This is a genomic window from Bacillus sp. IS1 (genome assembly GCF_032461585.1).
Taxonomy (GTDB): Bacteria; Bacillota; Bacilli; order Bacillales; family Bacillaceae; genus Bacillus; species Bacillus velezensis.
The window spans coordinates 159,285-179,696 of record NZ_JAWCWR010000002.1 but is presented as its reverse complement, the minus strand read 5'-3'; the positions used below and the strand labels follow the sequence as shown (position 1 = coordinate 179,696).

Sequence of the window (20,412 nt, the reverse complement as noted above, 5' to 3'; positions counted from 1 at the left end):
GCTTATCATATCACCAAAACACGCGGTAAAAAAGCACCCTCTGATGGGGTGCCTATTTTTTCAGCACAAGCTCCTGAATCGCATGCGCCACGCCGTGTTCGTTATTTGATTTCGTTTCAAAATCGGCAATCTCCCTTACTTCCGGGATGGCATTGGCCATTGCCACACCGCAGCCGGCCCACTGAATCATGGACATGTCATTGCCGTTATCGCCGATTGCCATGACGTCTTTCTGTTCAATGCCGAGTTTTTCGGCCAGCAGCTTGACCGCGTTTCCTTTACTGACTTTCGGGTGAAGAATCTCATGGAAGAATGGCGCGCTTTTGACCATTGTGTATGTTTCCTTGAATGATTCCGGAATGGAAGCGACCGCTTTCTCCAGCTTGTCCGGATCGTCAATGAACATGATTTTCGGAATCAGAATATCCTTCGGCACTTCATCGATTGTGCGGAAATGAAGCGGCACTTTCGTAATGTATGATTCGTATACCGTGTATTCACTGATATCCCGGTTCGGCGTGTACAGATTGGCTGTGTCAAAGTAATGCATCGGAGTATCCAGCTGTAAGCTCAGCTCGTAAAGCGACTTCAAATCCTCATAACCTAATGACTGCTCGGCCACGACACCGTTTGTATACGTATTTTGGACGAGTGCGCCGTTATAGGCAATCACAAAGTCGCCTTCTTCCTGTAAGTTCAACTCTTCCAAATACCGACGCACGCCGCCGATCGGCCGGCCCGTGCACAGGACGATATTGACCCCTTCCGCTTTGGCGGCATCAAGCGCCCCGCGGACTTCAGCCGTCACTTCATGATGATCGTTTAGTAGTGTTCCGTCCATATCTATTGCGATTAACTTGTACATCCTGCATCTCCTTTGTATCCTTTTCTTCTTATGCTTTCATCATATCGTTTTTTCGTTTCAATGAAAAATCAAACGGACAAGTTTCTCCGCCTTCTCTTCGTATACCGGGCCTGCCTCCGGATGCGGGGCCGTCTTTTCCCCTTGTCAGCTTGTTCGCCGCCGTCGTCTGTTTTCTGCTTCAAGAGCATCAGCCCCGCCGCAAAGAAAGGGACGGCCGCTATGTCCAGAAGGGCAAGCTTTATTCCCATCGCTGCGGGAAAGTATGCCCATAATGAACGGCTGTTCCGCCTGATCATGATATAAGAAACGATTTCCAGCAGGATAAACAGAGCGTTCACCCACAAGTAAATGAGCATTGCCGCAAACAGAAACAGCAGAAGCGTATTCCGCAGCGTGCCGGAAAACAGAAGAGCGCGCATCATATCAAAGAATGAAAAAGACTGCATGCTGCCGTTGACGACATTGGGATTATAAATGGTAAAACGCCCGAACTGATCAAAAAGCATAAAAAATAACCATAACAGTGAAAACCATTGAATGATATGTACGATGACACCCGTCAAAACGAGTCTGTCGGCAGCCTTATTTCTCATGTGCATCCTCCCCGCCAGTTTTTATTCTTGTCATTGTTTTTGTTTCTCCGTATATCTTCCAAATGAGCGTATCGTTTTTTCCTCTTTTCAACGTGCTTTTGACGGGGTGCGGATGGCCGAGGTATTCAATCTCGATCGTCCCGTCTGTGTTTTGTGAGATCACCTTGTACACATCTGAGGGCATGGCAACCTCGCCGCGGCCTTGAATGACCTGCTTTGTCAGCACGCTGTCTTTCGTAAACGTGACGGTTTCAGATCTGACCCCGTCCATCGGGCCCGGTTTCAGCCCCGCATCCCATGTCCCGTAATAAAAAGGGGTATCGTCTGCTTTCTTTTGCGAGCAGCCTGTTAACATGACGCATCCGAAAACAAGAACCGTCATGATGAAAATCCGTATGTTCCGCAACATGATCACCTTCCTTTGAAGCTTTTTACGCCTGTAACTTAGGCAGATGCCGTGGCACTGTGCAATTGACTACATAGTGTATAAAGACTTCACTAGATAAGGAGAATGATGAATGAACCCATATCAGTACTACACCCCATCTGCCTATTTCCCTCAGCAGCAGGAATACGAAGTGAGCCGCGTTGAGTATGAGCCGTATCAGCAGCAGGAAAGCTATTATTATGCGCCCCCTCAGTCCGAAGAGCGGCAGCCGACAGGTTTAGAACGGAGAGTTGCCCAGCTTGAAAGACAAAACGCCCAGCAAACGAGAGAGCTCACCCGCCTCTCACAAGAAGACCAGCGCCAAAACCGGGAAATCACGCGTATGAATGAGCAGATCAGACGGCTGAGCCAGTCCATTGAAATCCATACCCGCCGCTTAAACCGTTTGAATCAGCGCCTGCGCGCAGTCGAAAACAGACTCAATATTCCTTTTCACGCTACAGAAGGCGGCTTCTGAGAAAAAGGGCCGGAATACAAAGCTCGACAGGCCATCCCGAGCCTTGTATTCCGCTCTGTACATAACAGGTAAATATTTGAATCCTTTTCTTGCATGAATGCCTCTCCTATTCTTTCACATGATAAATGTGTAAAATCAATCACTCCGGGAGGTCTTCATGATGTATCAAAACCAATACAGCGGAAATCAGCTGCAGCAATGCCGCCAAACAGCACAGCAGCTTATTCAGCAGACACAGCAAAGCAGTCAGCAGTACAAGCAAATGCTCCAGCAGGAACAGCAAAACATTCAAATGCTTCAGCAGATGCTTAACCATGAACAGCATGCCGTTCATACCATTCAGCAAGCGCTGCAGGGGCATGAAGCGGCCATTCAGAAATGCCAGCAAATCGTAAATGTGTGCAATCAGCTTCAGCAGGAAGTAAGCGGACACATACCTGCACCGATGGCGAACGCTAATGTTTCTTCATTCCCGCAAACACAGCATCACACACCGTTTCAGCAGCACTCATACCAGCAATAGGCCGGTCATGCAAATGACAAAGCGCGAGATACCGGCTTTGTCATTTGTTTTTATCCCTGTTTTGTCAGATCAATGCGATGAGCGGGGTTTCCGCCGAATTTTTCCTCCGCCTCATGCCTTACCGCTTCAAACGCTCTTGCTTCGACGTTTTGTTTAAACACATCAAGCTGTATCAAATAAGCCGCCCGCACTTTCAGCCCGCGGATGATGGAGATGACCCATAAAGGCAGCACGATATACACGCCCGGCGTGCTCGGCAGCACAAAAGCAATTGCTAAAATAATAAAATAGATAAGTCCGTATTTCAGCCATTTTTTGTTCTTGGCCCGGTAGCCGATATAGAAAAAGGCCAAGAAAGCGGTCAGCGCAAACGGCGCAAAAGTCAGCAGCAGCCACCAGCTGTGCAGCACTTCCCACCAAGTCCCTCTTTTCGTAATCAACATTCATTCCTCCTCCTTTACTACTATAACATGGATAATCAAGGAAGGTTTTCTATAAAAAACATAGACGGAATGACGTCTTCCTGCTATATTAATAATGATAATCATTATCACCGAAATAGGGGGATCATTATGAAGAAACAATCATGGCTGATCGGCCTGGCACTTCTGCTTGTTTTCGCATTAAGCGCTTGCAGCGGCGCGAAGGAGAACAACGGATCGGCATCAGGCAAAGGAAAGACAGACATGCGTACATATGAATCAACAAAAGGAAATATTGACATACCCGCACATCCGAAACGGATCGTCACTGACTTTTATGCAGGTGAGCTGCTGTCCGTTGACGCAAATGTCGTCGGGGCGGGCTCATGGGCTTTCAAAAATCCGTTTATCAAAAAACAGCTGAAAAACATCACGGACATCGGCAATCCCGTCAATGTGGAGAAAGTGATGCAGCTGAAGCCTGATTTAATCGTGCTGATGAAGGATGACCAATACGAGAAACTATCGAAAATCGCACCGACGATTGTCATTCCTTTTAACACCGCAAAGAATACGAAAGATACGGTCAGCCTATTCGGCGACATTGCCGGGGCGAAGGATAAAGCCAAAAGCTTTATGGCAGGCTTCAACAAAAAAGCCGAAGCGAATCAAAAGCGCCTCAAAAACGTGATCGGCAAAGACGAGACAGTCGGCCTTTATGAAACGACGGATAAAGGCGAAATCTGGATTTTCAATGACAATTCCGGCCGCGGCGGCCAAGCCGTTTATAACGCACTCGGATTGAATGCGCCGGCCAAAATTGAAAAAGACATCATGAAAACGGGCGCCATGAAACAGGTTTCCCAAGAGGTCATCCCTCAATATGCGGCTGATTATATGTTCATTACCGATTACAATCCGAATGGAGAAAGCAAAACATTTGAGCGTCTGAAAGATTCATCCGTTTGGAAAAATCTCGATGCCGTAAAAAACAATCGTGTCTTTATCAACGATTTCAACACCTTCTATCCGTATGACCCGATTGCCGTCAGCAAACAGATGGATATCATCACCGACATGCTGATCAAACGAGCCGAAGAAAATAAAAAATAAAAAAACGGCACAGTCATGACACTGTGCCGCTTCTCATGTTCACTTTAATTTTGACTGTACGGAGCCCGGCATATCTTCAAATCTGACTTCTTCCCAGGTCTCGACATACTTTCCTTTCGCCTTCACCTTCAAATACGCGTTCTTCCGAAGGTCTTTCCCGGCGAAAAAGGTCACTTCTTCTTTTTTCCCGGATGCGTTATATCCGTCTAATGTATACTCAGTACCGCCCGGGCTAAGATGTTTGCCATCTCGATCAATCTGTACATAAACATCTTGCTGGTGAATAAACGGATTAAATCTGTCTGTAACATCATTATGAAAAAAGAGAAGTCCGTATATGACGGCAGCGGCCGCCAAGACGGCCAGGATTGCCAATGCTTTTTTCATCTTTGCACTCCCCTTACTTGTTCATTTTTTTCAAATAGCTTGTCCGCACCGCGAGGAAGAACAGAAGCTGAAAGATGAAAAACCCTCCGATGGTCAGACTGAGCGGCCCCGCTACATCGGAATAGCCTTCCACGGCCAATGTTCTCAAAGCAAACAGCGTATGCATGACGGCAATGACAAATGGGAAGAAGAACAAAATCGCCAATTGTATCGTTACGCTTTGTGCCATTTCGCGCTCACTCAGACCGATTTTGGCCAATGAACGGTAGCGCTCCCGGTCCTCATCTAAATCGGTGAACAGCCTGAAATATAAGAAACTTGCTGCCGCGACAAAGAAGACGATCGCGATAAACAGGCCGATGAATAAACTCAGGCTCGGCAGCTGCACCGTATCATAGTACGTCCCGGCTTTTGACATAAAATCAGAATGGACGTCGATATAGTTGCCGTAAATCTCATTTTTCAAGGATTCGCTGATCCCAAGACTGTCTTTCCAATGATCGTAGCTGTAGCCGTATAATGACGCTTTATCACCGAGTGATTTCAGCTGATCAAAGGTTTGATCGTTCACCGCGATGATGGCATTCAATGAGATCAGCGGTTTTTTGACTTCTTTTACTGACAGTTTTTGTCCGGACAGCTTGCCTTTTTGGTTCAGCAGCTTCAGCTGATCCGGCGCTTCGTTTTTGAAATTGCGGTCATACGTGCCCGGGAAATAGACAGCCTCATCATGTTTCAGGCCGCTCAGCTTGACATGGAAGTATTTTGATACATCCGATTTGCTGATCATGTAAACAGGCGGAACAGTATCTCCTTCCTGATAGCGGACATAGGAAACATTTATTTTGTCTTTCTTATACGTAAAGCCGTGTGTTTTCAGTTCATGGTCAATATCTTTCAAATGAGTCTTTTCTTTTGAATTATTGCTGAAAGATACATACTCCATCTCATAGGCGGACTCTTCCGCCCCGACGGTCGATTTGTACATTGCGAGCACGCCTGTCGCAGTAAACGCAACCGCGGAAATAATGCTGACGATAAAGAACAGGCGGGCGTTGTCTTTTAAACGATAGACAAGGTCAGAAACCCAAATGACATTTTTCCCGCGCAGATAAAAGGTTTTCCACTTCTTCAGCGCGCGCAGAATCCAGATGCTGCTTTGGCTGAAAAAGAAATACGTGCCGATGACGGTAAGCAGTAAAATGATGAACGGTTGAGTCCCGTGGACATTGCCTTTCAGAACCATGCCGTACCCGCCGCAAAGACAGGCGATGCCGAATAAGGACAGAAGCACGGACGGCTTCGGCTCCGGCTTGATCTTGTCAGTGCCCTTTATTAATTTGATCACCGTATTTGATCTGACAAAAAGGATCGTGAACTGCGATAAAAGGAAAAATAAGAGCAGAAATCCGCCGGCCGTAATGCCGAGCGCTTTCCAAGGCATGTACAGAGGCAGCGCGTCCATTTCTAAAATATAAGCGCCGACCGTAAAGAACGTTTTCGAAAAAATGAATCCTCCGATAATCCCGGCTGCGATCGACATGACGCCGATGATCATGTTTTCCGCCGTAATGAGCTTTCTCAGCTGCACCGGCGTAATACCCTGCATCAGCAGAATACCGAATTCTTTATTTCTCGATTTCAAAAATGCGTTAACCGAATACAGAACAAATAAGAAAGAAAAAACAAAGATCATCCATTCCGCGGCGGTTAAGCCTTTTCTGGCGATGTTATTCAGGTAGCCTTCCTTTAAAGCCGGATGAAACAGGAACATCGCAAAGGTAAAGAAAATCAAAACGGAAAAAGCGCTGCTTAAAAAGAAAGCAAGATAGGCCCTTTTGTTTCTCGTGACGTTTTTATAAGCGAACTGAAGAAAGGTCATTTGCGTTTCCCCCCAGCATAGACAGCACATCAAGAATCTGTTCATAAAAGACTTGGCGGTTTTCCCCGCGGTAAATCTCATTAAACAGTTCGCCGTCTTTTATAAAGATGACGCGGCGGCAGTAGCTTGCCGCAACCGGATCATGGGTCACCATCAAAGCCGTGATATGATCATCCTGATTCAGGCTCTGCATCGTTTCCATGACGTCTTTTGACGCTTTGGAATCAAGGTTTCCCGTCGGTTCATCGGCCAGAATGAGTGACGGCTTATGAATGACCGCTCTTGCGATGGCGGCCCGCTGGCGCTGTCCGCCGGATACTTCAAACGTCCGTTTGTTGAGCAGGTCTTCGATTCCGAGCTTTGCCGCGATGCCGTGCAGTTTTTCTTCCATGACAGACGGCGCTTCTTTTTCAAGCGTTAACGGAAGCATGATATTTTCACCGATTGTCAGTGTGTCCAGAAGGTTGAAATCCTGAAACACAAATCCGAGCTGCTTGCGGCGGAAATGAGCGAGCTTTGTCCGCTTCAGGCGGTGCGGGTTTTCTCCGTGAATCAGGATATCGCCTGAATCCGGACGGTCGATCGTTGAAATGATATTCAAAAGCGTTGTTTTTCCGGAGCCGGACGGTCCCATCACCGCCGTGAACCCGCCTTCTTCTATTGAAAACGAAATTTGTTTTAAAGCTTGATAGGACACTTGTCCTTTATAGGTTTTATTTATATGTTTGACTTCAAGCATATTCGCCATGAAAATCCTCCTTATGGTTTTATTCTTGTTGATCTGGGCTGCTTTCATGTAGTGCCGGGGCATTTAACATAAAAATCCCCTTGACGTAAATCCATGTTATCAAGGGGAAACAAAACGAGCTATGTTGTTTTCTTAACGCAGCCTTACATTTTTGTAAGAAATGAAAATCGGACCGATGTCCCTTCACCGGGGGACGAGCTGATGTCCACCGTATGATTGAGCTTGCCCGTAATTTCTTTGACGAGATGGAGGCCGATCCCCGTAGATTCTTGGAAACGCCGCCCGTTTTCGCCGGTGTAATAAGGGTCAAACACCCGCTTGATATCTTGCGAGGGAATGCCGACACCGTAATCTTTGACTTCAAGCACCGTCCTGTCTTCATCGCGGAAGACATTCAGCTCAAGTCTGTCACTCTTGCCTGCCGAATACTTGACCGCATTTGTGACCACTTGGCCGATCGCAAATTTGAGCCATTTCGCATCGGTGTAAATCTGATGATCATCGCGAATGTCCATTTTCGGATAAACGCGGTATTGAATAAAGAATCGTTTATAGCTTTGAATGACTGATTGGAGAAGCTCTGATAAGGAAACCGCTTCGACTTTAAAATCCCGCTCAAACAGGTCAAGCCTTGATGAATAAAGAAGCGTCTCCAGCCCGAATTCAATCTGCCGAACCTCTTTTTTGATTTGTTCAAAGACGGGCTCATCTTCTTCCTGAATGATTAAATTAATGACCGACAGCGGCGTCTTTACTTGGTGCACCCATTGATTCATATACGTCACCCGCGCGTCAAGCTTGGCTTCGGTCTCATGAAGCTTCTGGTGCTGCAGCCGGACCAGCTCCATCTGCTTTTCATACAGCTCTGAACAGAACACCGAAGAACCGAGATACGGGATGTCCGTCCCTTCCTGCTCCGAGCTGAGCCAATGATACACGCCGCGGTCTTTGTACCAGCGGTAGGCAAGATAACCCGCCAAAATAAGAAGCTGCACGCCCAATATGTAAAACAGGTGGGAAAAAGAATGAAGACCCGCAAACCAGTAATAAAAGAAGACAAACAGCCCTTGAAGGAGAAAAAGCAGAATCAGCACGGCATGAGACCGGAGAAACAGCTTCATGACAGCGCCCTCAGCTGGTAGCCTTCGCCCCGCACCGATTCAATGGAAACAGGCGCATTCAGTTCCCGCATTTTTTTTCTGAGCCGCGTGATATACACGTTAAGTGTATTATCATCGACGAAAATGTCGGTGTCCCACGTTTTTTCCATGAGACGGTCTCTTCCCGTCACCTTTTCTCCCCGCTCCAGCAGCACTTCCAAAAGCTTGCTTTCTTTCTTAGAAAGCTCGCTTTTTTCGTCCTGAAAGCGCAGTTCAAACCGTTCCACAAATAGCTGCACACCGGCATATTCAACCACTTTCTCTCCCTGCTTGGCGGCGTACTCTCCGTATGCCCTGCGGATCTGGCTTTTGATTTTCGCCAGCACAATATCATAAGAAAACGGTTTTTCGATATAATCATCTCCGCCGTTTTCAATCGCCATCACCTGATCCATTTCCCCGCTTCTGGCTGAGATAAAAATGATCGGGCTTGTAGAATGCGCGGATCTGGCGGCACCAATAATAGCCGTCATAAGACGGCAGGTTGATATCAAGCAGCACCACATCAGGCTTTTCCCGCAAAAAAACATCAAGAACAGCCGTGAAATCCGCGGCGGCCACGGTTTGATATCCGTATTTTTCAAGGTAATTCTGCAATAGTCCGCGAATGTCTTCACTATCTTCCACAATCATGATTTTATTCATGCAACCATCCTCCAAAAGGATACGGCTTTTCGGAGCCCTCATTATTTGATGCCCCCATCATAATGCTTTCATCGGTTCTCTGCAACATGAGAAAGCGGGCCTTTATAAAAGACCCGCTTCTCCCTTTCTCAATGTAAGATCGATTATTTCTAATTGACATTGTTATACTTAGATGGCGGACTCGGAAAGGTCATTTTAAATCTTGTGCCAACTCCCGGCTGACTATATATATCAATATTTCCCCCATGTGCCTTGATAATTTGTTGAGCAATAGCCATTCCTAATCCAGTCCCTGAGTTATTTGACGAAGCGCTTATCCCTCTGAAATACCGATCAAATAAACATTCAACCGTCTCTTCGTCCATTCCTATCCCATCGTCTTCTATTATAATTTGTATTTCATTGTCATGTAACACGTCCTGATATAATATGACCTTTATTTTAGTGCCCGGAGGATTATGTTTAATACAATTAGCAATCAAGTTTTCAACTGCGCGCTTTAGGTACCTTTCATCCATATTAAAAAGTATCTTATTGTGACTGGATTCTAAAGCGAATCTCTTATTTTCTGACTCCGGTAGCAGCTTCATTTTTTCTAAAGTGTCATGAATTACTTTCACTACGTTTTTTTCTTCAAGATGGATTGGAAGCGACTCATTTTTCAATTGAAAAGTTAAGTTGAAATCTTCAATCAGCTTTTCCATATATTCGACACGTTCTTCCATTATTAAGGAAAAATCACGCACTTGCTGATTTTCCCACTCATATTCATTTGAAGATAAAAGAACCGTATATCCCTTAATAACCGAAAGAGGGGTTTTTAAATCATGTGAGACACCGGCCATCCACTCTTCTCGTGTCTTTTCCAATAATTCTCGCTCAGCCTTATTCCTTTGAAGCGTTGAGGTAAGTTCAGACAGAGCCTGCATTAATTCTTGATAGGTCTTATATCCAGATTTATTATGTCTATATTTGCTTGAATGAAACTTCCAATCATAAGGTTCTTCATATTTTTCTTTAGACAAATTCTCAATCCAAGATACAATAAACAGCAGGGGAGCACCTAGTTTTTTTCCGTAAAATATTGCAATGACAATCCCTGCCATAATAATAGAAACTATCCACAAGTTATTCACCCAATAGAAAAAAGGGTTATTTTTTTCCATCGGCTTTCCCAATACCCATGTTAAATCCTGATTGTTTTTCGTTTCATACCACGTAGATAATTGATAACCTTTTTTGGCAGGATACATGTAATCTGATATTAACTCTCCAAGAATATAATGCTTAGGTATATTTTTAGGTTTATTAAAAGAAAAAACCTCATCTCCTTGTTCATCTAAAATTTGAATCCACATCCGGTTCTCTAATAAATCTTCTTTTGCTTTCGTATTTATTGAAAATTGTTTATCTGCAACAACTGTTTGGTCAACAATTTTTTTTAAGGATAAGTGCGGCGTTTCCATTTTATTCTGACCTAAGACGAGGCTGAAAAATATGATACTGCCCACAATGAGCAGACCCCAAATAAACATGAGTAAAAAAAGTCTCGATACGAAGTAAAATGCTATCCTATTTCTCAGCTTCAAAATAAATCCTCATCTATAGGCTCTGCTTCAAATATATAGCCCTGTCCTCGAACCGTTTTAATCCATCTTGGTCTGCTCGGGTCTTCCTCTAATTTTTCACGTAATCGTCTTACATGTACCATTACAGTACTATCTCCGCCATAAAACTCCCCCCACACATCTTTATAAATTTGGTGTTTACTTAAAATTTGATTGGGATGTTCACAGAAATAAATCAGAAGTTTCATTTCCTGAGCAGGGCAATCTATTCTTGTCCCGTTAACAACAAGTCTTCCGGTATTGGGATCTATTTTAAAATATTCATAATCGTATACCTGTTTTAGAGGGTAAGAAGAAGAGAGTTGAGTCGTTCTCTTTAATTGGGCTTTTACACGAGCTACAATTTCTAGTGGATTAAATGGTTTAGTAATATAGTCATCTCCCCCAAAACTAAACCCTTGCAATTTATCTAAATCTGTTGTTTTTGCCGTTAAGAAGAGTATCGGCACATTTGTATGCGAGCGTATTTTGCTGCATAAGGTGAAGCCATCAGTGTCCGGAAGCATGACATCTAATAAAATAATATTTGGAAGTTCCTGATCGATTTTCAGAAGGGTTTCGCTCCCTGTCATAGCTGTGGAAATATTGCTGAAACCTTCCTTTTCAAAGCAAGTTATTAATAAGTTTAAGATATGTTCGTCATCATCCACCATGAGGATTTTGTTCTCTTCTAACGTCATAAGTTACCCTCCTTTTTTTCTCATTTTAAATGAAATCGAATACATAAGAGTTGGAAAAGGAAAGAATTTAGCTTTTGTTTAGATTTCAGAATATTCTTATCAAATAATCAATTTTACTATATGCAGTCAATAAACCAGGGATGTCGTTAAGTGAATGTTTAGGAAGAGTTTCGTTTGTGTTTAAAGAACATCGCTTATGATAAAAGTGAGGTGAGAGACAAATGAATGATCAAATAGTGGTAACACACGATCTGACTAAAAAGTATAAAAAGCATACTTCTGTTGATGGATTAAACTTAAGGATGAGGCGTGGCGAAATTTATGGTTTTCTTGGACCGAATGGTGCTGGTAAAACAACAACCATCCGAATGTTATTAGGTTTAATTAAACCAACAAAAGGAAACATCGAAATCTTTGGCCAAAACCTAAACAAGAATCGTTTGCAGATATTGCAAAGAATCGGGTCACTGGTAGAATCTCCAACTTATTATGGTAATTTAACAGGTTACGAAAACTTAGAAGCTGTTAGGAGGTTACGAGGACTTCCGGAACAACGGGTCAATGAAGTATTGGAAACTGTAAGGTTATCTAAAGTAGCAAATCGACTGACTAAGGAGTATTCCCTTGGAATGAAACAACGTTTGGGAATTGCAGTTGCCCTGTTAAGCAGTCCTGATTTATTAATTCTGGATGAACCGACAAATGGTTTAGATCCATCCGGTATCCAAGAAATAAGAGAGCTGATTAAAGAATTGCCTAAATCGGGAATGAGTGTTATTGTATCCAGCCACTTATTGAGTGAAATAGATCAAATGGCTACTCAAGTGGGAATTATCAACAATGGAAAAATGATTTTTCAGGACTCGATTGCAAGTTTACATCAAAAAAGAAAACCACTATTAAAAGTCGGTGTTAGTGACGTAATCGAAGCAAAAACAATATTAAACAGGAAAGGATTAAAGGTTGATTTACAAAAAAATTATTTGTGGCTGTCTCAAACAGAACCGGAATTCGTTTCAGAAATCAATTCCATACTTCTTCATTCAGGGCTGTCTGTATTTCGACTTGAAGAAAAGACACGATCACTTGAGGATATTTTTTTAGAATTAACCGGTACAGAGGGAAGTCTATGAAAAAGTTATTATGGGCAGATCAATTAAAACTGAAACGTTCGTCGTTATTGATTGTAGTCTTATTGGTTCCCTTACTCATTATAGCATATGAGTTGGTAAATCTTACCTATCGATCTGAATACGTGGAAAAACAAGCTGAAATGTTCCATGCTGGATCAATGTGGATGTATTTACTGTATGATAACAGTTTGTTATTTGGTCTGGGTTTTCCATTAGCCGCCACACTTTCTGCGTCAATAATAGCAAATATAGAGCATCAAGCAAACGGATGGAAGCAAACCCTTTCTTTTCCTGTATCTAGAATGCGAATTTATGTAAGTAAATTTATTTGCTTAGTAGTCAGTTTATTTATTTCGTCAACAATCTTCTTGCTCGGCATGGTACTGCTGGGCAAACTGGTAGGATTCGAAGGTAGTGTACCTTGGGGACTTTTGTTTGGAGATAGTTACAGCATGTTAGTTACAGTACTGCCTATAATGGCATTCCAGATATGGTTATCTATGGTGTTTAGCAACCAAGCATTCTCAATTCTTGTAGGATCAGTATCATCTATAATGGGTTTGTTTTTGGCAGCTGCTCAATCAACGAGATGGTTTCCGCTGGCTTATCCTAGTCAATCTTCGACAGTCATTCTGCAGTATGAAGGTATAGGATATAACCCAGATCTTTCATCTTACCTTTGCATTAGCCTTTTCTTAGGGATAATTATATTATTTCTAGGCTCTATTCATTTTGCTAAACGGGATGCTTTGTAAAAAGGAGGCGAAATACTTGAAAAACATTTTATTTGTAGAACGTTTAAAGCTTAAGCGATCAAAGTTATGGATCATCTACTTATTAGGGCCTTTGTTAGGTGTATCCCTGGCATACACTAACTTTATTAAAAACTATAACCTTTTTATGAATCCCGGAGACAATCCCTGGGTAGAGGCTTGGACACAAGTTGCCTTATTTATGGGCCCTTTTGTATTGCCTATCGTAGTGGGAATTTTCGCCGCCCTTGTTTGCAGGGGGGAACATGTAGGAGGCGGTTGGAAACAGCTTCTAGCCTTACCAGTCAAACACTCAGATATCTTTCTGGGAAAGTTTCTAACAGTGGTCCGCATGATATTCATTAGTATGTCCATTTTAATCCTCTTATTTATTGGATTCGGTTATATGTTAGGCATAAGCGGGAGTCTTCCTTTACTTACAATTCTAGGTTATGGAATTAGAGGGATCTTAGCTTGTTTACCATTAATTTTATTGCAGCTTATTGTTTCAATCAGGTCTAAAACATTTGGCATACCACTCGCTGTTAGCATTGTTTTTACATTACCGGCCATTATTATTGCCAGTACACCATTAGGTCAAGTATATCCATGGACACAGCCTATGTTAGCAATGTCACCCGAAGATGAATCACCGATTCAATCAAATTTCCTGTTTTACTCAATTATGGTAATAACGTGTCTCGGTCTCCTGGTTTACGGAATAAGAAGTTTTACTAAACGAGACCTTACGTAGGGTATATGCGGTATAAACTTATGACTTATAGATTATTTCAACAAAAAAGAAAGTTACCGACATCATCGATAAAGAAAAGGATAATAACGAATTCTAGTTTTCATAACTATAGTAAACGAGGGGGCAAGCTGTATACAATTCGCTTGGATTGAAAGGGCCTGTAAAGGTTGAACAGGTTGATTTGATTGTGATACTTTGGTGAAACGCAAGAAGGAAATAAACGGAAAGACGAAAGCACTCACGATGTTGTGAGTGCTTTTTCATCAGCCGACCTGCTGTTTTACGGCTTTACCGGCTGATCCGAACTCTCTCATTTTACTTCGCACTGTCTCTTCCACGGCTTCAATGCCGGGTGTCATGTAGCCGCGCGGTTCGTACAGATCTCCGTTTTCCTGAAACATGCGGCGTGTTTCGTCTGTCCAGGCTACCATACATTCCGTGTTGATATTGATTTTCGCGTGGCCGAGCGTGATGGCTTTTTTGACCTGATCCTGCGGAATCCCGGATGCTCCGTGAAGAACGAGAGGAATATCAGTCATGCGGGAGATTTCCTCCATTTCCTTAAATCCGAGATTCGGCTCGCCCTGATATTTGCCGTGGACGGAGCCGAGGGCGGCGGCCAGCGCGTCGATATTGGTTTCTTTGACGATCCGCTCACATTCGGCGACATCGGCATAGCGGACCCCGCCGACCAGCCCGTCTTCCATGCCGCCGACCGTGCCGACTTCTGCTTCTACTGAGACGCCGTGCTTAGCGGCATAATCGGCGACTTCTTTTGTCATCGCGATGTTCTCATCAATCGGATGATGGGAGCCGTCAATCATCACTGAGCTGAATCCGGCGTCAATGGCCTGTCTGCAGCGTTCCGCACTGCTTCCGTGATCAAGATGGAGCACAACGGGAACGGTAATCGCCATTTCTTCTATTAACGCGCCGACCATGGCGGAAATCGTTTTAAATCCGCCTAAATAGTCGACCAGACGATCGGAAGCCGCGGCGATGACCGGCGATTGCTCCTTTTGCGCCGCTTGCAGAATCGCCTTCGTCCATTGGAGGCCGTTGATATTAAACTGGCCGACTGCATAATGCTCCCGTTTCGCTTCTGCAAGAAGATGTTTCATGGTGACAAAAGCCATGTTCACGCCTCCTTCATGAAGTATTTTGATACGACGGCTTCCGTTGTTTCCTTTGCCGTTTTGATCGTTTCCTCCGCAGTCAGCTTATAATATTCAGGTCTGAACAGCTCTACGGAGACAACATCATTGAATCCGATTTCTTTTAACGCTGACAGATGGGCGTCTAAGTCAATCGCACCCTGTCCAGGCCAGACGCGGTCTTCATCCGTTAAAAAGCCGATCGGGAAGTCCTCTGTATCGTCGATATGATAGATGAAAATTTTCTTTCCGTCCGCCTGCTTCAAACTCTCAATATTGGAGCCCATCGCGTGGAAATGGAAGCTGTCAAACACCAGTCCGACATTATCGCGGCCGACAGCGTTCACGATGTCATACGCCTGTTCAAATGTATTGACCGTGCATTGCGGATGGCCGACAAATTCAAGGGCAATGTTTACGCCGTACGGCTCCGCGATGTCCGAAAGCTCAGTCAGCACCTCTGCGCTGCTCTTTTTGATCTCTTCTTTCAAGATTTTCCGCTCTGTCACAAGCGGCACGGCCACTACGTATTTCACGCCGAGCGTCCTGCAGGTTTCCATCATGCTTTTGAATTCCGAAATGATCTCCCTATAGCCCTTCTCATCACGGTTGTTGAAGAAAACCAGTGCGTTCAGGGCAAGCGGTTTAATGTGATGGGTTCGAAAATATTCCGCCAGATCGGCCAGTGAATGGTCTTTTAAGTATTCCGGCAGCTTATCCATTGTGCGGATTTCAATATAATCATAGCCGTGCTTTTCGCACAGTTCTAAATCCTGTTTCAGGTTTGAATTCTCCAGCGTAGTCGCTTCATTAAAGCAAAGTTTCATGTCAGCCTCTCCCATCCGCGTTTTCGATATGAAGGGAGTCCGGCTGGAGGGCTTTTTTGCCCCGCTCCGCCGAACTCCGTACTCAGCTTATGCCATACCCAGTTCTTCCTTTAATTTCTTAAGCGTGGTCCGGCTTGATTCATCCGCTCTTTCGCCGACCCAAGCAAAAACGGCGTTCGTCGCAATTCCGTCGAATTTCATCTCTCTCATCTTTCTGAAAATCGTCTCAAAATCAACCTCGCCTTGCCCGATGTCCAAATGCTGGTGAACCGTTACTTTCGCATCAGGCGGGTTGACGATGTAACGCAGGCCGTGCGCCGCTTTATGATTAAAAGTATCTGCAAATAAAACATGTGTAAGGCGGTCGCCGGCTTCATCAAACATGGTCGCAATATCGCCTTTTCCGTCATCATAGAAGAACGTATGCGCAGTCGAGTAGACAAGATTGATCCAATCCTTGTCAAGCGCGCGGATCATATCCATCGCGCCTTTGTGCGTTTCGATAAAATCGTATGGGTGAGCCTGAAGATTGAGTTTAACGCCTTCTTTTTCAAAAACGGGCAGCAGTTCATCCATGGATTTGATAAATTTTTCTTCACTTGTCAAAGGATCATATTTTGAACCGCTGAATTCACTGTTCATCAAATCCACTTCAAGTTCAACCGCAATTTCGATCGCCCGTTTCCAGTTGCGCACGGCGGCCTGTCGGCGGTCTTCATCAGGACCCGCCCAGTGGTAAAGCGGAAGAAGAGAGGACAGCTTCACACCTGTATCCTTTAAAAGGCGCTTCAATTGTTTGATTTTTGCTGAATCGACTTTCGGATATTTGTAGAAAGGACAAAAATCCTCGCGCGGGGACAGTTCGATATATTCGTATCCGAGTTCCGCCGTTTTATAGACCATTTCTTCTAACGTTAAATCATCGCGGTACATGGATGGATCTAAGGCCAGTTTCATTTCTTTCACTCCCGATCTATTATTTGTTCACAGTCGTAAATGATTGGTAGAATGCCGGTTTCTCTTGCAGCGCCACAGGCTCTTTCTGCCCGGATTCCTGAGCTTTTACGCACGCGTCAGTTGTCACTGCGGCAATATAACCGTCCCATGCCGTCGGACCGCTGACTTCGCCTTTTTTCCGGATCGAATCAATGAAGTCTTGAATTTCCACATCATACGCAGCCACAAATCGGCGCTGCCAATCCATCAGGATATCGGTGCTGAATGTCCCTTCTTTTCTCAAACTGATGCTTGACGGTTCCGGAAGCTTGATGACGCCGTCTTCCCCGACGATCTCACATTGAATGTCATAGCCGTATTTACAGTTCACGTAGATTTCGGCATTGATGACGATGCCGCCTTTTGTTTCAATGATGACCATCTGCGGATCTTTCAGATGCGGCAGCGCATTTTTTGATTTCTTCGGATAGATGACCTGTACGGATTCATAGTCGTCATTGACGAGCCAGTGGAGGACATCAATTTCATGAACGAGCGTATCGACGACGGCCATGTCCGTTGAATAATTCGATGCGACTGTCGGGTTGCGGTGCGCACAGTGAATCATCAGCGGCTCGCCGACCACGCGGTTGTCGATCGCTTCTTTCAGCTGAACGTAACCGCTGTCATATCTGCGCATAAAACCTACCTGCACCAATCGTTTTCCCGTCTTCATTTCTTCCTCGACAATGCGCATACAGCCTTCTGCCGTTGTCGCAAGCGGCTTTTCACAAAACACGTGCTTGCCGTGCTGAATCGCTTTCAAAACGCTGGACTCGTGAGCCGGGCCCCAGCTTGTCACTAAGACGGCATCCACATTTTCAGCAGCGAGGAGGCTGTCGTCATCAGGATAAACGGAGGCGTTCAAATTGAAATCCTGAACGGTCTGCTGCGCGGCCTCCTGATTCACATCTGTGACAGCGGTAATTTCCGCTCCGGACAGCTTATTTGTGATGCGGTTGATGTGCTCTTTTCCGATAGCACCGGTTCCGATAACACCTATACGTAAATTCATTGATCGCCACTCCTTCTGATAATCAAATAATGGTTCTCGTCTTTCTTTTCTCGCTGCCGTCCTGAGGAGCGCCGTAAAGTTCCTCCTGTATCTGTTCAAGCGACTTGCCGGACGTATTCGGCGCGAAGACAAGTCCGATGATCATACTGGCCGTCACACATATGAGCAGAATACCGGCCATAAAACCGATGCCGAATTGTGACATGATGACCGGCACAAATAAACTCCAAATGCCGATTGAAATACGGACGAGAAAGAACATGAGCCCTTGTGCTGACGCTCTGTATTCTGTCGGGAACAGCTCGCTTGCCCACAGCTGGTAGTTCGCCTGCTGGCCGGCTCCGTTATTGATGCCGATCGCTAAAACAAACAAAAGCAGCATCGGGAGCCCCTGAAACGGCAGTAAAAACAGCGACCAGCCGACAACGGCCATAAATGCGCAAATTCCGAACACCGTTTTCCGATATTTATCTGCAAAAGGCATGAAGATACAGGCGACGCCGAGCCCGGTGAAGATAAACAGGGCCATCTGCAGAATGTTGGCCGTATTTGCGGATACGCCGCCGACCTGCTGGTAGATGTACGGCATGAAGAACCCCATGACGCCCGCTGCGAGATTCCATACGAGAAACACACCCATTAAAAACAAAATGTTCTTGAAAAATTTCGGCTGAAGCAGGTCAAAATAAGATGTTTTTTTCACGGCGGCAGGCCGCTCTTCACTGTTTTTCCAGGCATCCGACTCAGGTAAACGCTTTCTTATCACATATGTGATCAGGGCGATCACCAATAGATGCGCAAAGACAATTTTATTTCCTAAAAGCCCGAGGTCACCGACCAAAACGGATAACAGCAGAACCACAACGGCTCCTGCGGCCCACGCCACCTGCGCCACTCCGCAATGCCTCGCCCGGTTTTTCTCGGGGGCGTTTTCCGCGATAATGGTCCATGAAGCCGTAATATCCGCGCCTACAGAAATCCCGATAATCATGTATCCGCATAACAGCATGGGAAAGTTGAATCCAAACAAAACCAAACAAATTCCTAAGGCGTAGACGAGCATACTGTTTGTGTATACAGCTTTTCGGCCGACCTTATCAGCCAAATACCCGCCGAGCAGCGCTCCGATGGCCGCTGATATCGCGTTTGCGCTGAAGGCGCCGAGCAATCCGATCTGGCTGTCGGACAGCTTTAAATAGCTGACCCACATAGATAAACCCGCTGATCCTGCCACGATGGAACCTGCATCAATGTAATTGGCTAATGCTGCGGCGATGGTCCTTTTGCTGAAAGCTGATTCCGCCTTGGCATTATTCATATAAGTCCCCCTCTAATTTGCAGGATCAAGCAGTTCACTGTCGATGTACTTTCTCGCAATCAGCGCGTACTCAAGCGGATTGGCGACTGCCGGGTCTTGTTCGGCTTCGATGACGATCCAGCCTGAATAATCATGACGGACGAGCGCTCGGTACACTTCGGTAAAATCGATGCATCCGTCTCCGGGAACCGTAAAAATGCCCTGTAAAAACGACTGCCTGAATGACTTGCCTTCCTGTCTGCACCGCTCCATAATGTCAAACCGCGCGTCCTTGAAATGAACGTGTCTGATCCGATCCATATGCTTGTTGAGAATTGTCATATAGTCTCCGTCCGAGATATAAGCATGGCCGGTATCATAAAGTAAATGGACATACCGCGGGTCCGTTCCATCCATCAGCCGGTCAACTTCTTCCGCCGTCTGGACGCCTGTGCCGAGATGATGATGAAAAACCATGTCCAGCCCGTATTCGTCAGCGATTTTCCCGAGACGGTTCAAGCCCTGGCACAGCGTATCCCATTCTTCATCTGTGAAGTGCGGTTTTTTCTTAAATACATCAATGTCCAAGCCTTGAACACTGTACGTCTGTTCAGAAACGGTGGTGACATCCGCTCCGACTTTCTGCAAATAGTCACAGTGTTCTGTAAATTGTTCAGCCGTTTTTTCAATACCGTCTTGAATGATAAAGCTGCTGAACCATTTCCCCGCAATCCGTAAGTTCCGGAGAGCCAGCTCCTTATTGAGGACGGAGGGTTCAGGGAAAAACCCTCCCACTTCCGTACCTTGAAAGCCGGCGACAACAATATCGCTTAACAAATGCTGCAGCGTATTCCCGGCTCCGATTTCCGGCATATCGTCATTGCGCCACCCAATGGGAGCGATGCCCCACAGAATATCTTGTTTGCCCATCGT

General features: G+C 45.1%; 22 protein-coding genes and 1 pseudogene. 6 read left to right on the top strand and 17 right to left on the bottom strand.

Annotated elements, in window-relative coordinates; translation table 11 throughout:
- Positions 1 to 52: 52 nt before the first annotated feature.
- The 3 genes from yidA to RUW00_RS08985 form a co-directional block, all read right to left on the bottom strand.
- Positions 53 to 865: a sugar-phosphatase gene (yidA, locus tag RUW00_RS08995; protein WP_280144756.1), complete on the bottom strand. Its 813-nt coding sequence runs from the start codon at positions 863 to 865 to the stop codon at positions 53 to 55.
- 68 nt (positions 866 to 933) lie between these two features.
- A complete protein-coding gene (locus RUW00_RS08990) occupies positions 934 to 1,458 on the bottom strand; it encodes a hypothetical protein (protein ID WP_014306122.1) in 525 nt (174 codons plus the stop codon).
- Complete coding sequence (locus RUW00_RS08985; RefSeq protein WP_280144757.1) at positions 1,448 to 1,867, bottom strand: lipocalin family protein; 420 nt, start codon at positions 1,865 to 1,867, stop codon at positions 1,448 to 1,450. Before RUW00_RS08985 ends, RUW00_RS08990 begins: the two co-directional genes overlap by 11 nt.
- A 109-nt stretch (positions 1,868 to 1,976) precedes the next feature.
- Between RUW00_RS08985 and RUW00_RS08980 the strand changes: the two genes are divergently transcribed.
- Both RUW00_RS08980 and RUW00_RS08975 read left to right on the top strand, forming a co-directional pair.
- Entirely contained in the window at positions 1,977 to 2,363 is a 387-nt protein-coding gene (locus RUW00_RS08980; protein ID WP_061861682.1) for a hypothetical protein, read from the top strand.
- Between the two features lie 160 nt (positions 2,364 to 2,523).
- Entirely contained in the window at positions 2,524 to 2,886 is a 363-nt protein-coding gene (locus RUW00_RS08975) for a hypothetical protein (protein WP_238703829.1), read from the top strand.
- Between the two features lie 50 nt (positions 2,887 to 2,936).
- Here the strand turns inward: RUW00_RS08975 and RUW00_RS08970 are convergent, their stop codons facing one another.
- On the bottom strand, positions 2,937 to 3,329 hold the full coding sequence (locus RUW00_RS08970) for a hypothetical protein (RefSeq protein WP_280144758.1): 393 nt from the start codon (positions 3,327 to 3,329) through the stop codon (positions 2,937 to 2,939).
- 129 nt (positions 3,330 to 3,458) lie between these two features.
- On the opposite strand from RUW00_RS08970, the gene RUW00_RS08965 reads away from it, so the two are divergent.
- Positions 3,459 to 4,421, top strand: a complete 963-nt coding sequence (locus RUW00_RS08965) for an iron-hydroxamate ABC transporter substrate-binding protein (RefSeq protein WP_280144759.1) — start codon at positions 3,459 to 3,461, stop codon at positions 4,419 to 4,421.
- Between the two features lie 39 nt (positions 4,422 to 4,460).
- Here the strand turns inward: RUW00_RS08965 and RUW00_RS08960 are convergent, their stop codons facing one another.
- The 7 genes and pseudogenes from RUW00_RS08960 to RUW00_RS08930 form a co-directional block, all read right to left on the bottom strand.
- Entirely contained in the window at positions 4,461 to 4,808 is a 348-nt protein-coding gene (locus RUW00_RS08960) for a YxeA family protein (RefSeq protein ID WP_004393256.1), read from the bottom strand.
- A gap of 13 nt (positions 4,809 to 4,821) precedes the next feature.
- Positions 4,822 to 6,690, bottom strand: a complete 1,869-nt coding sequence (yxdM, locus tag RUW00_RS08955; RefSeq protein ID WP_280144760.1) for an ABC transporter permease YxdM — start codon at positions 6,688 to 6,690, stop codon at positions 4,822 to 4,824.
- The gene (gene yxdL, locus RUW00_RS08950) at positions 6,665 to 7,438 is read right to left on the bottom strand and encodes an ABC transporter ATP-binding protein YxdL (protein ID WP_007614823.1); all 774 of its coding nucleotides are present in this window, start codon (positions 7,436 to 7,438) and stop codon (positions 6,665 to 6,667) included. Before yxdL ends, yxdM begins: the two co-directional genes overlap by 26 nt.
- 143 nt (positions 7,439 to 7,581) lie before the next feature.
- Positions 7,582 to 8,559, bottom strand: coding sequence for a two-component system sensor histidine kinase YxdK (gene yxdK, locus RUW00_RS08945; protein WP_267543445.1), 978 nt, complete (start codon positions 8,557 to 8,559; stop codon positions 7,582 to 7,584).
- Positions 8,556 to 9,243, bottom strand: a pseudogene (yxdJ, locus tag RUW00_RS08940) (two-component system response regulator YxdJ). The gene yxdK and the pseudogene yxdJ overlap by 4 nt, the downstream one beginning before the upstream one ends.
- Positions 9,244 to 9,392: 149 nt before the next feature.
- Positions 9,393 to 10,832, bottom strand: a complete 1,440-nt coding sequence (locus tag RUW00_RS08935; protein WP_061861686.1) for a sensor histidine kinase — start codon at positions 10,830 to 10,832, stop codon at positions 9,393 to 9,395.
- Positions 10,829 to 11,551: a response regulator transcription factor gene (locus RUW00_RS08930; protein WP_014419282.1), complete on the bottom strand. Its 723-nt coding sequence runs from the start codon at positions 11,549 to 11,551 to the stop codon at positions 10,829 to 10,831. Before RUW00_RS08930 ends, RUW00_RS08935 begins: the two co-directional genes overlap by 4 nt.
- A gap of 221 nt (positions 11,552 to 11,772) precedes the next feature.
- On the opposite strand from RUW00_RS08930, the gene RUW00_RS08925 reads away from it, so the two are divergent.
- Genes RUW00_RS08925 through RUW00_RS08915 form a run of 3 tightly spaced genes read left to right on the top strand, consistent with a single transcriptional unit; the run spans position 11,773 to position 14,190 of the window.
- On the top strand, positions 11,773 to 12,684 hold the full coding sequence (locus RUW00_RS08925) for an ABC transporter ATP-binding protein (RefSeq protein ID WP_280144761.1): 912 nt from the start codon (positions 11,773 to 11,775) through the stop codon (positions 12,682 to 12,684).
- The gene (locus RUW00_RS08920) at positions 12,681 to 13,439 is read left to right on the top strand and encodes an ABC transporter permease (RefSeq protein WP_007614844.1); all 759 of its coding nucleotides are present in this window, start codon (positions 12,681 to 12,683) and stop codon (positions 13,437 to 13,439) included. Before RUW00_RS08925 ends, RUW00_RS08920 begins: the two co-directional genes overlap by 4 nt.
- 16 nt (positions 13,440 to 13,455) lie before the next feature.
- Positions 13,456 to 14,190, top strand: a complete 735-nt coding sequence (locus RUW00_RS08915; RefSeq protein WP_014419284.1) for an ABC transporter permease — start codon at positions 13,456 to 13,458, stop codon at positions 14,188 to 14,190.
- Between the two features lie 263 nt (positions 14,191 to 14,453).
- On the opposite strand, the gene iolJ is transcribed toward RUW00_RS08915, so the two are convergent.
- From iolJ to iolE, 6 genes are all read right to left on the bottom strand, one after another.
- Positions 14,454 to 15,326, bottom strand: coding sequence for a 6-phospho-5-dehydro-2-deoxy-D-gluconate aldolase (iolJ, locus tag RUW00_RS08910; RefSeq protein WP_280144762.1), 873 nt, complete (start codon positions 15,324 to 15,326; stop codon positions 14,454 to 14,456).
- A 2-nt stretch (positions 15,327 to 15,328) separates the two neighbouring features.
- Positions 15,329 to 16,171 carry a 2-keto-myo-inositol isomerase gene (gene iolI, locus RUW00_RS08905; RefSeq protein WP_012118841.1) on the bottom strand — a complete coding sequence of 281 codons (843 nt, stop codon included), beginning with the start codon at positions 16,169 to 16,171 and terminating at the stop codon, positions 15,329 to 15,331.
- Positions 16,172 to 16,258: 87 nt separating this feature from the next.
- Positions 16,259 to 17,128: a sugar phosphate isomerase/epimerase family protein gene (locus RUW00_RS08900; RefSeq protein ID WP_007407833.1), complete on the bottom strand. Its 870-nt coding sequence runs from the start codon at positions 17,126 to 17,128 to the stop codon at positions 16,259 to 16,261.
- 19 nt (positions 17,129 to 17,147) lie between these two features.
- Positions 17,148 to 18,182: a bifunctional inositol 2-dehydrogenase/D-chiro-inositol 1-dehydrogenase gene (gene iolG, locus RUW00_RS08895; RefSeq protein ID WP_014419289.1), complete on the bottom strand. Its 1,035-nt coding sequence runs from the start codon at positions 18,180 to 18,182 to the stop codon at positions 17,148 to 17,150.
- Positions 18,183 to 18,204: 22 nt separating this feature from the next.
- Positions 18,205 to 19,500 carry an MFS transporter gene (locus RUW00_RS08890; protein ID WP_205161014.1) on the bottom strand — a complete coding sequence of 432 codons (1,296 nt, stop codon included), beginning with the start codon at positions 19,498 to 19,500 and terminating at the stop codon, positions 18,205 to 18,207.
- Between the two features lie 12 nt (positions 19,501 to 19,512).
- A complete protein-coding gene (gene iolE / locus RUW00_RS08885) occupies positions 19,513 to 20,409 on the bottom strand; it encodes a myo-inosose-2 dehydratase (RefSeq protein WP_209387762.1) in 897 nt (298 codons plus the stop codon).
- Positions 20,410 to 20,412 lie beyond the last annotated feature (3 nt).